Annotated in this window: 14 protein-coding genes; 5 read left to right on the top strand and 9 right to left on the bottom strand. The window is 59.5% G+C overall.

Annotated features, from left to right (window positions below):
* Positions 1 to 29: 29 nt before the first annotated feature.
* Positions 30 to 2093, top strand: a complete 2064-nt coding sequence (locus tag ABSY17_RS09320; protein WP_378949649.1) for an elongation factor G — start codon at positions 30 to 32, stop codon at positions 2091 to 2093.
* Between the two features lie 182 nt (positions 2094 to 2275).
* The gene (gene msrP, locus ABSY17_RS09315) at positions 2276 to 3235 is read left to right on the top strand and encodes a protein-methionine-sulfoxide reductase catalytic subunit MsrP (RefSeq protein ID WP_378949647.1); all 960 of its coding nucleotides are present in this window, start codon (positions 2276 to 2278) and stop codon (positions 3233 to 3235) included.
* 946 nt (positions 3236 to 4181) lie between these two features.
* Here msrP and ABSY17_RS09310 read toward each other — a convergent pair.
* Both ABSY17_RS09310 and trxB read right to left on the bottom strand, forming a co-directional pair.
* Positions 4182 to 5078 (bottom strand): LysR family transcriptional regulator, encoded by an 897-nt coding sequence (locus tag ABSY17_RS09310; protein ID WP_378949645.1) that lies wholly within the window; start codon positions 5076 to 5078, stop codon positions 4182 to 4184.
* A gap of 31 nt (positions 5079 to 5109) precedes the next feature.
* Positions 5110 to 6084 carry a thioredoxin-disulfide reductase gene (gene trxB / locus ABSY17_RS09305; protein WP_378949643.1) on the bottom strand — a complete coding sequence of 325 codons (975 nt, stop codon included), beginning with the start codon at positions 6082 to 6084 and terminating at the stop codon, positions 5110 to 5112.
* A gap of 257 nt (positions 6085 to 6341) precedes the next feature.
* On the opposite strand from trxB, the gene ABSY17_RS09300 reads away from it, so the two are divergent.
* From ABSY17_RS09300 to ABSY17_RS09290, 3 genes are all read left to right on the top strand, one after another.
* The gene (locus tag ABSY17_RS09300; RefSeq protein WP_378949642.1) at positions 6342 to 6812 is read left to right on the top strand and encodes an Lrp/AsnC family transcriptional regulator; all 471 of its coding nucleotides are present in this window, start codon (positions 6342 to 6344) and stop codon (positions 6810 to 6812) included.
* Positions 6813 to 6909: 97 nt separating this feature from the next.
* Entirely contained in the window at positions 6910 to 7623 is a 714-nt protein-coding gene (locus ABSY17_RS09295) for a class I SAM-dependent methyltransferase (protein WP_378949640.1), read from the top strand.
* A 20-nt stretch (positions 7624 to 7643) separates the two neighbouring features.
* Entirely contained in the window at positions 7644 to 8774 is a 1131-nt protein-coding gene (locus tag ABSY17_RS09290; RefSeq protein WP_378949638.1) for a hypothetical protein, read from the top strand.
* Here ABSY17_RS09290 and ABSY17_RS09285 read toward each other — a convergent pair.
* The 7 genes from ABSY17_RS09285 to greA are packed head-to-tail and all read right to left on the bottom strand — an operon-like array spanning position 8761 to position 14548.
* The gene (locus ABSY17_RS09285) at positions 8761 to 9486 is read right to left on the bottom strand and encodes a class I SAM-dependent methyltransferase (protein ID WP_378949636.1); all 726 of its coding nucleotides are present in this window, start codon (positions 9484 to 9486) and stop codon (positions 8761 to 8763) included. The two genes, ABSY17_RS09290 and ABSY17_RS09285, sit on opposite strands and share 14 nt — an antisense overlap.
* A 9-nt stretch (positions 9487 to 9495) precedes the next feature.
* Entirely contained in the window at positions 9496 to 10323 is an 828-nt protein-coding gene (locus tag ABSY17_RS09280; RefSeq protein WP_378949634.1) for a glycosyltransferase family 25 protein, read from the bottom strand.
* Between the two features lie 22 nt (positions 10324 to 10345).
* The gene (locus tag ABSY17_RS09275; RefSeq protein WP_378949631.1) at positions 10346 to 11152 is read right to left on the bottom strand and encodes a glycosyltransferase family 2 protein; all 807 of its coding nucleotides are present in this window, start codon (positions 11150 to 11152) and stop codon (positions 10346 to 10348) included.
* Positions 11149 to 11913, bottom strand: a complete 765-nt coding sequence (locus ABSY17_RS09270; RefSeq protein WP_378949629.1) for a glycosyltransferase family 2 protein — start codon at positions 11911 to 11913, stop codon at positions 11149 to 11151. The genes ABSY17_RS09275 and ABSY17_RS09270 overlap by 4 nt, the downstream gene beginning before the upstream one ends.
* 30 nt (positions 11914 to 11943) lie before the next feature.
* Complete coding sequence (locus ABSY17_RS09265; protein WP_378949626.1) at positions 11944 to 12996, bottom strand: glycosyltransferase; 1053 nt, start codon at positions 12994 to 12996, stop codon at positions 11944 to 11946.
* Positions 12944 to 14029, bottom strand: coding sequence for a glycosyltransferase family 4 protein (locus ABSY17_RS09260; RefSeq protein ID WP_378949623.1), 1086 nt, complete (start codon positions 14027 to 14029; stop codon positions 12944 to 12946). Before ABSY17_RS09260 ends, ABSY17_RS09265 begins: the two co-directional genes overlap by 53 nt.
* Before the next feature lie 45 nt (positions 14030 to 14074).
* Entirely contained in the window at positions 14075 to 14548 is a 474-nt protein-coding gene (gene greA / locus ABSY17_RS09255; RefSeq protein WP_378949620.1) for a transcription elongation factor GreA, read from the bottom strand.
* Positions 14549 to 14808 lie beyond the last annotated feature (260 nt).

Below are 14808 nucleotides of genomic sequence, written 5' to 3'. Positions count from 1 at the left end.
AAAAGCGCCTGAGTGGAGGTCAGATCGCCATGGGTACTCGCGCCGGAGGAAGACGCACGGGACCGAAATGCATCGCCATCGTCGGTCCCTATGCCAGCGGTAAAACCACGCTCTTCGAAGCCCTGCTCGCCCGCACGGGCGCCATCGCCAAACAGCAGCCGGTGTCGTCCGGCAACACGGTCTCCGACCATTCGCCCGAGGCCAAGGCCCACGCCATGAGCGTCGAGGCGGTTTTCGCGACCACCGAATTCATGGGCGAAAGCATCACCTTCGTCGATTGCCCTGGCTCAGTCGAGTTCGCCTTCGAGGCAGAACCGGTGCTGGCCGCCTGCGACCTGGCGGTCGTGGTTGCCGAGCCCGACGAAAAGAAGCTCCCTGCCCTGCAGCTCATCATGCGCAAGCTCGACGATCTGGGAGTGCCGCGCATGCTCTTTCTCAACAAGATCGACAAGGCCGATGCCGGCGTGCGCGACACGCTCAAGCTGCTGCAGCCGGTCAGCCGCACCCCATTGCTGCTGCGCCAGATCCCGTTGCGCAAGGATGGCGTCGTCGTCGGTTCGATCGACCTGGCCCTGGAGCGCGCCTACATCTACCGCGAATATGCCGCAAGCGAGATCGCCGAAATCCCCGGCGACGAAAAGGCGCGTGAGATCGAGGCGCGCTTTGCCATGCTCGAGACATTGGCCGACCACGACGACCAGTTGATGGAACAGTTACTCGAGGAGATCGAGCCACCCAAGGACAAGGTCTTCGACGACCTCGCCGCCGATCTGCGCGACGGCACCGTCACCCCGGTGCTGATCGGCGCCGCTGAAAAGGGCCATGGTGCGCTCAGGCTTCTCAAGGCCATCCGCCACGATGCACCCGACATCGAAGCGACGCGGCAGCGCCTCGGCGTCGCCAACGGCAACGGCAACGGCAACGGCATGATCGCGCAGGTCATGAAGACGATCCACACCTCCCATGCCGGCAAGCTTTCGGTGGCACGCATCCTGACCGGCCAGGTCGCCGACGGCACCGAACTATGGCTCAACGCCACCGACACATCAAAGGTCTCGGGCATCTACCGCATGCTCGGCAAGGACCAGTTCAAGCTCGCCTCGGCAGCGGCCGGCGACACGGTCGCCCTCGGCAGGCTCGACAATGTCGTCACCGGCCAGACCTTGACCACGACCAAGGGCGGCACGCAGCAACTGGTCAAGCTTATGCCGCCGAAGCCTGTCTATGCCTTTGCCCTGCGTCCCAAGGAACGCAAGGACGAGGTCAAGATGTCGGCTGCCATCCAGCGGCTTGCCGAAGAGGACCCCTCGCTGACCCTCCACCACAATCAGGATTCCGCCGAGACCGTACTTTCCGGTCATGGCGAAATGCATCTCAGGGTCATCCGCGAACGGCTCGAGGGCCGCAACCAGATCCCTGTCGAGGGCCATGCGCCGGCCATCCCCTATCGCGAAACGATCCGCAAGGGCATCCAGCAGCGCGGCCGCCACAAGAAGCAGTCGGGCGGACACGGCCAGTTCGGCGACGTCGTCATCGAGATCAAGCCGCTGCCGCGCGGCACCGGCTTCGAATTCACCGACAGCATCACCGGCGGCGTTGTGCCCAAGCAGTATATCCCGTCAGTCGAGGCCGGCGTGCGCGAGTTCCTGAAGATCGGCCCGCTCGGCTTCCCCGTCGTCGATGTCACGGTCAACCTGTCGGACGGCTCTTTCCACACCGTCGATTCCTCCGACATGGCTTTCCAGATGGCTGCCAAGATCGCGATGAAGGAAGGCATGGCGGCATGCTCGCCGGTGCTGCTGGAACCGATCATGAAGGTCGAGATCTTCACCCCGTCGGATGCCACTGCGCGCATCATCGCACTCGTGCCGCAGCGCCGCGGCCAGATCCTCGGCTACGACGCCCGCGACGGCTGGCCCGGCTGGGACGTGGTCGAGGCAACCATGCCGCAGGCCGAGATCGGCGATCTCATCATCGAACTGCGCTCGGCGACCGCGGGTGCTGCCACCTACCGCGCCGAATTCGACCACATGGCTGAACTCACCGGCCGTCTCGCCGACGAGGCAATGGTATCGGCCGGCAAGGCGGCCTGAGGGCAGGAGCAGGTCACCGGACGGTGCTGGGCATCATCCGGTGACCGCTTTCACAGACTGTTGATCCCGAGATTTCGATCAAGGCGCAACAACGCGGCCTCCGCATCCGTATATCGCCGCGGGAGTGTTGATTTTGTTTCCCGCAACGTTGAACCTGCGCCGCTCGAGTGGAGAATTCGCCAATGCCCTTTATTCATCGCCGTCCATCCTGGGCGATTGCCGAAACACTAGCGACGCCCGAACAGGTCTTCCTCGACCGCCGCACCATCCTGGCCGGCATGGGACTCGGCCTTGCAGCCGCCGCCCTGCCCCACAAGGCGCGCGCTGAGGAAGCCGACCCAACGGGCGACCTTTATCCGGCCAAGCCGAACACGACCTACAAGCTTGACCGCTCGCTGACCCCGGAGGCGATCAACGCCAACTACAACAACTTCTACGAATACGGCACCTACAAGGAGATTGCGGCCTCCGCCCAACAGCTCAAGACGCGGCCGTGGGAGATCGAGATCGGCGGTCTCGTCGACAAGCCGATGACGATCGGCATCGACGACCTAATCCGGAAATTCCCGCTGGAGACGCGGCTCTATCGCCACCGCTGCGTCGAGGCCTGGTCGATGACCATTCCGTGGAGCGGCTTTCCGCTCAAGTCTCTGGTCGCATTGGCGAGCCCGAAGGCCGACGCCAAATTCATCCGCTTCGAAACCTTCCTCGACCCCAAGATGGCGATTGGCCAGAACGACTTCGTCTATCCCTGGCCCTATGTCGAGGGCGTCACCATCGAGGAAGCCGCGCTCGACCTGCCCTTCCTCGTCACCGGAGCCTATGACAAGCCGCTGGCCAAGCAGTTCGGTGCGCCGATCCGGCTGGCGCTGCCATGGAAGTATGGTTTCAAGTCGATCAAGTCGATCCGCAAGATCGACTTCGTTGCCGAGCAGCCGGTAGGCCTGTGGGAGGCGATCCAGTCGAGCGAATACGGCTTCTGGGCGAACGTCAATCCCGAGGTGTCGCATCCACGCTGGAGCCAGGCCAAGGAGCGCGTGCTGCATACCGGCGAGCTTGTGCCGACCCAGCTGTTCAACGGCTATGCCGCCGAAGTTGCCCACATCTATGCCGGCAAGGACCCAGCCAAGCTCTACATGTGAGCCGGCGGATCAAATCCCGAAAGGCGGAAAACGAAAGCGGCGCTCGGTAGGAGCCCCGAACGCCGCCTCTTGCGGACCGTCCCGCGCCAGGCGGAACGGCAGGTCCGCCGCTTCGTGGCCGAGCGGTGTACCGTCGGCAATCCAATGGACGCGGCGAATTGCTGAGCCTGGCGCGTTCGGGTGATGCCCCCATCTCCCGGCGCGTCATCGCCGCGTCCACGTAAAAGTTAGGCGCGCCAACCTCCGCGAGGAACGTTACCCGAGGTTACATGTCACTGTTACGCGGGTGAGATCAGCTGTTTTTGCGGTGAAACATGCCTGCACATCTGCGGCCGTGATCGAGGCAAGCAGAATTCAGGCAACAAAAAAGCCGGATCCAAGAAGATCCGGCTGAGTTTGATTGGAAGTGCCGATTAAGGCTAACCTCCAGAGGGGAACACTCAGGGGCGCTAATGGGAGGAGGAACGCGCCCCGGAGATGGCTGTTATATGTGCTCTCGCTGCCCAACAAACAAGCATCTATTTTGCAATGCACTCATGCAAAAAGACAAGAGCTGTGGCCCAGCAATGCTTCATTTGCATTAGTGCCACCAAAATTGCCTGCTGTTGGCCAGAATTTGGGCCGAGAAGCGCGTTTGCTGGCGCATTTTGCGTGCAAGGAGGCGAGTTTTCACGCTGCAGTGCAATGACGCCAAGTCGGGCAGGCTCCGCCTGCCTTTGCCGCGAAATCGAGCCGCTGGCCAAAGTACTGGCATTGCGCCGAGGAAACGCGCAGCGCTGGCGCAAAACACCGGCAGCGTCCCGGCCCTTCCCGGAAGCCGATCCGGCGCCCAGCGAGCCCTCGCGGACGCAAGGGATGCGCTGCGCGGCGAGGCATCGCCGACTGGCACTACATGCGCCAGTCGGCTCCTGCCGTTCTCACGACGTGAGGAAGTCTCTGCAGGAGGTCAGTAGGCCCAGCTGCGGGCCTTGGAGATGACGAAGTCACGGAAGGCATGCAGCTTCGCCTGGTCCCGCATCGTGTCGGGATAGGCAAAATAGGTGTCGAACGACGGCACCTCGGTCTCGGGCAGCAGCTGCACCAGCCCGGAATCCTTGCTCACCATATAGTCGGGCAGCATGGCGATGCCGACGCCCGTCTGCACCGCCCGCTTGATCGACAGGATGTCGTTGATCTGCAGCGTCGGCACGCGCTGGCCACCGTCGAAATCGCCCACCGTCTCGAGCCAGTTGAGCTCGCTCAGATGCGTCGGCACAGGCAGGCCGAAGGTCACGATGCGGTGGTCCTTGAGATCGGCGATCGAAGTCGGCTTGCCATACTTGGCGACATAACCCGGCGAGGCGTAGAGATGGAAATGCACGGTGAACAGCCGACGCTGGATCAGATCCGGCTGCTGCGGCTGGCGCAGGCGAATGGCGCAATCGGCTTGGCGCATCGTCAGGTCCAGCTCTTCGTTGGCGAGGATCAGCTGGAGCTGGATGTCGGGATAGAGCTCGAGGAACTCATGCACGCGTTCGGTCAGCCAGCCGGCGCCAAGGCCGACCGTGGTCGTTACCCTCAGCACGCCAGACGGCCGGTCCTTGGTCTCGGTCAGCCGCGACTTGATGGTTTCGAGCTTCATCAGCACGTCATGCGCCGTGCGGAACAGCATCTCGCCTTGCTCGGTCAGCACCAGCCCGCGTGCGTGGCGATGAAATAGCGGCACGCCGATCTCGTGTTCGAGCGCACTCACCTGGCGCGAGATCGCCGATTGCGACAACCTCAACGTTTCCGCCGCATGAGTGAACGAGCCAGCCTCCGCCGCCGCGTGGAACACGCGCAACTTATCCCAATCCAACGCCATATCCCCCTCTTATGTAAGGCGTTTGGCCGGCCTATTCGGCCGCTTCACGGTGTACTTCGATCCCGGCCAGGTATTTCTCTGCTTCCAGCGCCGCCATGCAGCCGAGCCCTGCAGCTGTCACCGCCTGGCGGTAGACATCGTCGGTGACGTCGCCCGCGGCAAACACGCCGGGCACGTTGGTGCGCGTCGAGTTCGGCTCGGTCCACAGATAGCCGTTCGGCTTCTGCTTGAGCTTGCCGACGAACAGTTCGACCGCAGGCGCATGGCCGATCGCCACGAACACGCCATCGGTCGGCATCTCGGTGATGGCGCCGGTGTGAACGTTCTTGAGCCTCACCGCATTGACCGACGGCGGCAGCGGCTTCTGCGCCGGCGCCCCCACGATCTCCTCGACCGCGTGATCCCAGATCACCTTGATGTTTTCCTTGGCGAACAGCCGCTCCTGCAGGATGCGTTCGGCGCGGAAATGGTCGCGGCGATGCACCACCGTCACCGTCTTGGCGAGGTTGGCAAGATAGAGCGCCTCCTCGACGGCCGTATTGCCACCGCCGACCACCACCACGTCCTTGCCGCGGTAGAAGAAGCCGTCGCAGGTGGCACAGGCGGAAACGCCGAAGCCCTGGAACACCTGCTCGCTCGGCAGGCCGAGCCACTTGGCCTGGGCGCCTGTGGCGATGACCAGCGCGTCGGCAGTGTAGAGCGTGCCGGAATCGCCTTTGGCACGGAACGGCCGCACGTCGAGGTCGACCTCGGTGATGATGTCGTTGATGATCTCGGTGCCGACATGCTCGGCCTGGGCCCGCATCTGCTCCATCAGCCAGGGGCCCTGGATCGGCTCGGCGAAGCCGGGATAGTTTTCGACCTCAGTGGTGATCATCAACTGGCCGCCTTGCTGGATGCCGGCGACCAGCACGGGCTTCAGCATGGCGCGCGCCGCATAGATCGCCGCCGTATATCCGGCGGGACCCGAACCGATAATGAGAACTGGCGCATGTTTGGCGGTCATCGAAGAGCCTTCACGGTCAATGGAAAAAAGCATCGCCCCGTCAGCTAGGGCGTAGATCGGCCCTAATCTAGGTGTTCGGCCATGCCCCGCGCAAGGCGACAAGATGTTACTCCCCCGAAAGCTTCGCAGCAGGACGGATCGAGCCCCACCGTCACGCCATCCGCACCGGCATTTTGTCGGCCGCGGGTTTCCCAACGCGCGCGGCTAGTTTAATTACAAGAATACGAAAGATTCTTGCGCGAGCACGCGGAGCGCACATGCCCATCAAGGCCGACATCGACGCCATAGACTGGAAGATCCTGCGCGAGTTGCAGGATGACGGCCGCATGACCAATGTCGAGCTGTCGCGCCGCGTCGGCATCTCGGCGCCGCCCTGCCTGCGCCGCGTCAAGCGGCTCGAGGACGACGGCATCATCCAGCGCTATCGGGCGCTGCTCAATGCGCCCGCACTCGGCATGGATGTCGTCGCCTTCTGTCTCGTCGGCCTCAACCGCCAGTCGGAGGTCGACCTCAAGGCCTTCGCCGACCGCACCCGCAGCTGGCCGATCGTGCGCAGCGCCTGGATGGTGTCGGGCGAATCCGACTTCATGCTCCACTGCGTCGCCTCCGACCTCGGCAGCTTTCAGACCTTTGTCATCGAGGAACTGACGTCCTCACCCAATGTCGACACGGTGCGCACCGCACTCACCATCCGCCAGGTCAAGGACGACGGGCTGGTGGCGATTTAGGGCAGCTTGCTCCGCGGCAAGCAGCTTGACGGATCGCATTCAATTCTGCTGAAAGCCAACACGCATTCGGCATGCATATATGGTTGGGGATACAATTGTGGCGCCTTATAGAAAGCTTCGAGAAACGCTTGGACTTCGCAAGAAAGGTGCACCGGCAGCCCCGGTCCGCCGGGCGACCGCTGAGTATCACCTCCATAACGAGCTGTTGAACCGATCGGTCGCCACATCGGCGGACTTTATCCAGCCGCAACTATCGGATGCCCTCATATTTGCGGACGCTGGAGAAATCAGGCAGTACGCTTTCAAATCGGCGCCACCTGAGGGTCTTCTGCTTGAATTTGGGGTCTATACAGGCGGTTCCATAAACCAATTTTCTCGCAATTTGGCTGAGCGCAATGACACTCGGCACATTCACGGGTTCGATGCCTTTTTGGGTCTCTCGGAAAAGTGGGCCGGCCATTCCTACGACAAGATGGATCGATTCAACCGTGGCGGGCAGGCGCCAGAAGTAGGGACTAACGTAAAGCTAGTGAAGGGTTGGATAGATGACACCCTCCCTCCGTTCCTTGAACGAAACCGTGGCCCGGTAGCCTTTGTTCATATTGACACGGATACGTATTCACCCTGCAAAACCATCCTGACCGCCTGCCGCGACCGCATGATTTCAGGCACCATTATCCTTTTCGATGACATGTTCTGCTATCCGGGCTGGCAACATGGTGAGTTTAAAGCCTTGGTGGAGTGCCTCGACCCCAGCGAATATACGTGGAGTGCCTTCGCTGGCCATTGCGCCATGATTATAATCAAATAAACCTGAATTCCGACAAATAAATGGCAACAATAGCTACAAATATTATTCGACATGCTTTAGCCCCGCTCAAGTTTGCAGCTTTCAGACGGGCTGCGAAAATAAAGCTGGATGAACATCGAGATGCAAAAGTAATGGTAGCTGTGTGCCTATCTCCTGACAAAATGGATATATGTAGGCATATCTGCGGCGACGATACTATGATAGATTTGAGTAAGCTTACATACGAGCGTTTCCGCGCTCGACCTGAATACATTCAGGATTGGCTCCACTCATTGACTTCAAATATACGCGACGTTGGATTCTTAACCGTCGGACGTCGCGATCGTGCATTACTTGGCCTGGATCTGAACACCCTCGGAAACCCAGTTACAAGATTTGAGGTTTGCCTTCTCCCAAATCTCTTCAAAAATTCGCCCAGGCCATTCATCGGCTACATGAAAGACCATATTGGTCCGTACTTTGATGGTAGCGGCAATACTGAACTAGAAAGCGCTCTGAATGATCTCAGCCCTGGCTGGTGGCACGAAGACCCGATCGCGGTCGACTTTCTGGAAGACTATAAGAAGTCACGCATTCAAAAATATCTTCCGATCGACTACGGAAAAGTAACAACATCACTACGTGAAACAGACATAGTCGTACTTGGGCAATGCACCGGCGATCAAGCGCTTGTATACACTGACGGCGTCGCCAAAACAAACTTTGACCTCGTGTCAAGAGTAATTGAAGATTACTCTTGCAAAAAACGACGGATATTTTACAGAGCCCACCCACGAAATCCAAAAAACACTGAAGAGATTGCGCAACTAGCAGCACGGCATCCCAGAGACCTAACGATTCTGGAGCCGACAGTGCCTTTTCTAGACCTCATAGAGAGGAGACCGACCGTTGCAACAATGACATCCGGAGCTGCCCTTGAAGCGGCAATCCGCGGATGTCCGGTTGTCACTTACGCAACCTCTTTCTTCTCGAACTGGGGATTCACCGAAGATGCTCTACATTGCACTCGGCGAACGACTACCCTCTCCGTTGAAGATGTTTTCCTGTATGTGTATACTAAGTATAGCACATACATGAACCCTTATGGTGACGGATCGATCACAGCGCTTGAAGCGCTGAGGGGATTCCTCAATGATTCTAAAAGCCCATAACCTTCGGTTCCGGGCCATAGAAGCGGCGATTTATTCGCGACCCGTCGATACCATGGTAAAATCCGGCAGGGAAAAATTCTGAGAGCATTTCGATGTCCCCTATGTCAAATGACATATTCTCGGGGAGCTCTATTTCCTTTTTTCTTATTATCAAGGTAATATTATAACCGTATTTAAAAAACTCAGCATGCCGACAATCTAAACCAGCCATGATAAATTGATAAAGAAGCATCCCCTGATTCCAAGCAGATACATGCCCGCCAACTATATTGTTCTTGAAGGGCGGTACGGTTACGGCCAGGATGCCCCCTTCCGCCACGAGCGAACCAAGTTTCTTTATACACCTGTTTGCGTCCACTTGGTGCTCGAGCACATGTGATGCCCACACGCAATCCCAGACCCGAGAGGGCTGATATGTCATCAGGTCAGCGACAATGACGTTGTCGCTGTCGGTATCTTTATCAAAATAAGCTGACTTTCCCAAATCTAGGCGCGTTACTTTCTTTCCAACTCCCTCCAAGACGAGCGCATGAGCGCCCTCCCCTGAGCCCACGTCGAGAACCGTGCTAAACCTATAATTATCAATGAGATATTGGAGACCAAATCCCGAACGAGGCAGATGTGAGAATTCGGGACGAGTGACAAGTGACGGAACTATATCCGCCTTACGGGGCGAAAATATACCGTTGAAAACTCTGCTAAACCTTGACATTCTGAACACCTACTGCCCCGAGAAACTTACACTTTCGAATTTTGAACGGTTCGTACGGACCGATATCAGCCTACGCACGGCCGCAGCCAATTGCCGCCCAACCCGGCCCACCTCATGCATCACCTTTGCCGCCCCTCGCCTTCTTGCTGAACGGGGGTCGGAACGGTGAAACTGATGGCGAATCTGGGCGATCTCGCTGACCAGAGCGCCTTGGTCGCTCTGCGGTGTGATCCACACGTCCTGCACGCAAATCGCCGGGCTCATCTGTAGCGACACCAACTCGTGCAGCAAGCCGGCGACAGGAGCGAACAGGATCACGTCGGCTGGCTCAAGATGCCGCTCGGTATGGGCGAGCAATTTGCGTGCGGCTTGGCGTGAGATGAAATAGCCGCCCGAGCCGAACTGTTTCGACTTCATCCTGCGCAGTTCATGCCCAAACGGCTCGCCCCAGATTTTGTACGACATCTCCTGCCGGCGCAGGTCCGTCTCCGCCCGCACGATTTCAGCGCCTGCGGGAAACCAGCGATCGTGCTTCAGGAACTCTGGCGCATCCGCCGCAAAATGGATGTCATCCTCGGCGACGAATCCCCACTCGTCCTCGCCTTCCGCAATGAGCTGCCACACCTTGCGATGACTCAGCAGGCAGCCCATTTCCGCCGGCGACATGGAATTTTTGCCCGAAGTCAGCTTGAGCAAACGATCGAATTCACTCTCGTCCAGAAGCCGCGCATCAATGGCTGGCACGCGCACGACCTCAAGTCCCTTGCCCTCGACCTGGCCCATGAACCATGTGAGGCGCTCTGGCGAACGGTCGAGGTTTATCAAATAGATCTTCATTTAAACTGCACGATCTTCCGCGTCATTGCCGTACTGACTTCTTCATCCGCTCCAGGACGATCTGCCAGTTTCCGTCGGCCTTACTGCGATCTGCCATCTTGTGCCAGATATGAAGCACCTCGGTCGCCCAGGTCCCGGACCGGCGCTCAACGCCTGCCTCATACATCCGAAAGACGAAATCCACGTCCTCATGGCCCCATCCGGTAAGACCTTCGTCATAACCGCCGATCTTCAGCGCGTCCTGTTTCCAGCAACCGATGTTGCAACCCTTCACGCGACGCCAAGTGAATTTCCGATAGTTGCGAAATGATGCATCCGGAAGCCTCACGAACAACGGAATGACCTTAGCGAGATCTCCGCTGGCACGATAACGAAGCGCGTTGCGGCGTAGCGCGCCGAAATCGACCGCTCCACGCTCGCAAAGTGCTGCACTGAGATCGGGGCCGAGCATGATGCGGCTGCCTGTGACCAGATAGGATGGCTTGGCCAACTGACGATGACGACGGATGAAGTCCGGCTGAGTGATGCAGTCGCCATCGAGAAATATCAGGTAGTCACCGCGCGACGCCTGGATGGCTTTGTTCAATATCTGGGTACGCCGAAAGCCGATGTCCTCATGCCACACATGCGTTACCGTAAGGTCAGTCTCCGCCGCGAGACTGTCGACGAGACGCTTGGTTTCGTCTTTGGAACCATCATCTGCGATGACGATCTCGAAGTCACGGTCGGTTTGCCGCATCAGCGAACGAACGGACAGATTGAGCGCTGAAGCCCAGTTATATGTGTTCACTATGACAGTGACGCTTGGTGCACGAGACGTAGTTGTCATTTCGGCGCCTTTGCGCCTTCCTGCCCGCCGTTCCAGATTTTCATATAGCGATAGTAGGTCCCCTGTGCGGCTGAAGCGGCCATGGCAAAGCCGTGAGCACCGTCCAAAAATCCACGTTTGAGCACATAGGTACGGAAAAACATCCAGAGGCTCCGGCCGACGGCCTTGCCAACTGAGGATGTGCGACCATCATCGAGAGCCTGTTTGGCCGACGCAGTCGTATAGCCGTCGATCTTCTTCAGCACATCGGAGAAATTCATGAAGCTGTAGTGCAACAGCTTGCCTTCCAGTCGGCCGACCGGACCGTCAGGCAACAATCGTTCGTGAACCAGATTGTCGGAGAACCGCGCCGTACCGCGCCGGAACAGCCTGAGCACATAGTCGGGGGCGGTGCCGGAGTGACGGAGGAACTTGCCGCAGTACCAAGTCATGCGCGACATTTCGTAGGCGTCGCGGGAAGAATTGCCGCCAACGAATGCAGCGATCGATGCAGCCAATTCCGGCGACACACGCTCGTCGGCATCGAGTGACAGGACCCATTCCTGCGTAGCGAGCGCTAATACCCGATTCTTCTGCACGCCGAACCCTTGCCAGTCGCTGGCAATGTGTACCCTGGCGCCCATTTCGGAGGCGATTTCGCGGGTTCGATCGGAGCTGCCGCCGTCGAGAACGACGACTTCATCGGCGAAGCTAACGCTTTCCAGGCACGGTCCGATGTTGTGCGCTTCGTCCTGGGTGATGATGATGACCGAAAGCCCCATATGCTGGCCCCCCTTATTGTACTTGCGCGATCAGGAATGCGAGATCGCCGGGGTATGCTGCCTTGCCTCATGAGGGGCTTGGATGCTGAGACCCAGATGGTTCGAGATGTTCTGGCTGAAGGATTCGCCGATCTTCTCGTAGCGTTCGCGCGCCTGCATGCCAATCGTTCGTTTGGTCGCGCTGTCCATGGCCAACAAGCCAATGATCGCCGTTTCCAGGGCTTTGCGATCGACGAAGAAGCTCTCGCCAAGATGCCGCCGCTCCGAGCGCTCGACCTCGACCAGCACGCCACATGTCGCATCGATATGCTCGTTCATCGGCGGCCCGTCCGTGGTGACGACAACAGCACCGACCGACATAGCTTCAACGATATGGTGTCCCCAGCCTTCAGCCCGCGACGGGCAAAGATGGATGCCGCAGGCATTCTGCAGGTGCTTCAATTCCCAGTCGTCGATATGGCCGGAATAGAGGGTCACATTGTGAGGCACGGACCTGGGCGCATTGGCTGCTTTTTGCACAAGAAACAGTTGCGGCCACTCAGGATGCGCCCGCCACAGGGCAAGGATATCTTCCGTCCCTTTCAGCGTGCTTCCGCCCGCAAGATGCAGAATGCTGTTCCAGTTCTTCTCGACGGTGATGTCCTGCCGATCTTCCGACGTGAAGCCGATATGGGTCGTGGGCACACCGATGTGGGAAAATATCTGTTCCGCATGTAGCGTCTTGGCCAACACACGATCGATCTTGCGCAGCCGTCCGGCATGCCGGCGCGGAAAGCGTTCCTGGTTCGGTATCAGCCAGTTCTTCGCGCCGGCCGACAGCCAGCGGGGAAACACCCGCTCGATATGAACGATGTTTTGGGCGGCCTGCCGCCGCATCACCCAATCTATCAGCGAACGGTCGCGGATCGTGGCAAAGTCGGCGCTACCGCCGGCCTTGACGATTGCCGCCATGAGCAACTCGACATCGCGCGTCAGCCCATAGTTGTTGTCGCGCGCGACAAATAACCAATCCGGATTCCGCCCTCTCCTGCTAACCATTCGCCCACACTGTTTCATAGACGGCGCGCAACCCAGCGGCCTCATTCTCAAGCCGGAAGCGCTGCGTCACGTCCTTGAGCCCGGCTGCGCCATGCGCCGCCGCCTGCTCGGGATTCTCGAGATAAGGCCGGATCGCCTCGCGCAACGCTGCGCCGTCGCCGGCCGCAACCACAGCACCCGTGTTACCGGGCGTGACGATCTCGGCATATGAGCCGGCGTCGCTCGCGACTACCGCGGTGCTCGACGCCATCGCTTCAAGCGGCGTCAGCCCAAACCCCTCGTTGCGCGACGGCGCGACATAGAGCGTCACCCGCCGATACCATACGGCAATGTCAGGCACCTCGCCGAGGAAAAGGATGCGGTCGGAGAGGCCGGCGGCGGCAATCTTGCGCTCGAGCTCCTTGGCAAACCCTTCGTGTTCGGCCGTCACCCGGCCGGTGATGACCGCCGTCCACTCCGGATGGTCGGGCAAAAGGGCGATCATCGCCTCGACGAAAAGATCCGTGCCCTTTTGGTGGCGGACACGGCCGAAACAGCCGATGGCATATTTGCCCGGCAGACCTGCAGCGGAATATTCATCGTCGGCAGTGCGCGGCGGATGGAACTTCTCAAGGTCCACGCCGTGCATGACCACCTTGTGCGGCACTTCAAGGAAACCGCCAGAAAGCCGGCTCGTCGCGATCACGCCGTCCATGCGGCGGATCAGCCATTTGGTGAATGGCTGATGGTCACGCTGGCCAGCAGACGTGAAAACCAGACGCAAGGGCGCGCGAAAGATTTGGCGCAGTACCAGACCCGCCACCATCTCGACATTGCGCCGGGCATGCCAGATGCGGGCGCGTTTGGAGGCGGGACGCAACAGCAGTGCGGGCAGTTGCCACCACCTGATCCTGGGCAGGCTGTCGGGCAGCCCAGGTCCTACGACGGCAATGCCGAGATCACGCGCCTGCACCGGAACCAGCTGCACGATGGTGCTGGTAACGCCCGAAAGCCGCTTCTTGAGATTGGGCGCAACCACATCGATCTGCGCCATATCGACCGCGCCGGAATCTCTGGCGCGGTTTTTCACTTCTGTCATCTTAGCCAAATCCGGTACCGCGACGGCCAGGGGCCGTCCCGCACCTCAGATGAACTGCACCTGGACGATCTCGTAGCCGCGCGCGCCACCGGGCGCGTTGACCTCGATGGCATCGCCAACTTCCTTGCCGATCAGCGCACGCGCGATCGGCGAGGAGATCGAGATGCGGCCCGATTTCACGTCCGCCTCCTGATCACCGACGATCTGGTAGGTCTTTTCTTCCTCGGTGTCCTCATCGAGGAGAACGACGGTGGCGCCGAACTTGACCTTGTCGCCGTTGAGCTTGCTGACGTCGATCACCTCGGCGCGCGCGATCAGATCCTCGAGTTCGTTGACGCGGCCCTCGTTGAGGCTCTGCGATTCCTTGGCGGCGTGGTACTCGGCATTCTCCGACAGGTCGCCATGCGAGCGGGCCTCGGCGATGGCCTCGATGATGCGCGGACGCTCTTCCTGCTGGCGCCAGCGCAGTTCTTCCTTCAGCGCAGTGAACCCACCGGCAGTCATCGGAACCTTGTTCATAGTCGACCTCTCCTGGCCATTGCCACGCGGCTTTCCTGTTGCAGCCGCGAGGCACAAAAAAGAAAACGGTTCGGTGGCCTGCGCCAACGGAACCGTCTCACCTCGATTTCTGATCAATATAGCAAGCCTGCGGAAGAATTCACGTCAAAAAATGCGGTGCGCCCATCAGCCTGTTGGCAATGAGGCCACAATGGCGCCCCGGTTCACCCGCTTGTGATTGGCTTTGCAACCTTGCGATGCTGTGTGATGGTGGCGAAGGC

The organism is Mesorhizobium sp. ANAO-SY3R2, assembly GCF_042466635.1.
GTDB lineage: Bacteria > Pseudomonadota > Alphaproteobacteria > Rhizobiales > Rhizobiaceae > Aminobacter.
This window is presented reverse-complemented; position numbering and strand designations above follow the sequence as displayed.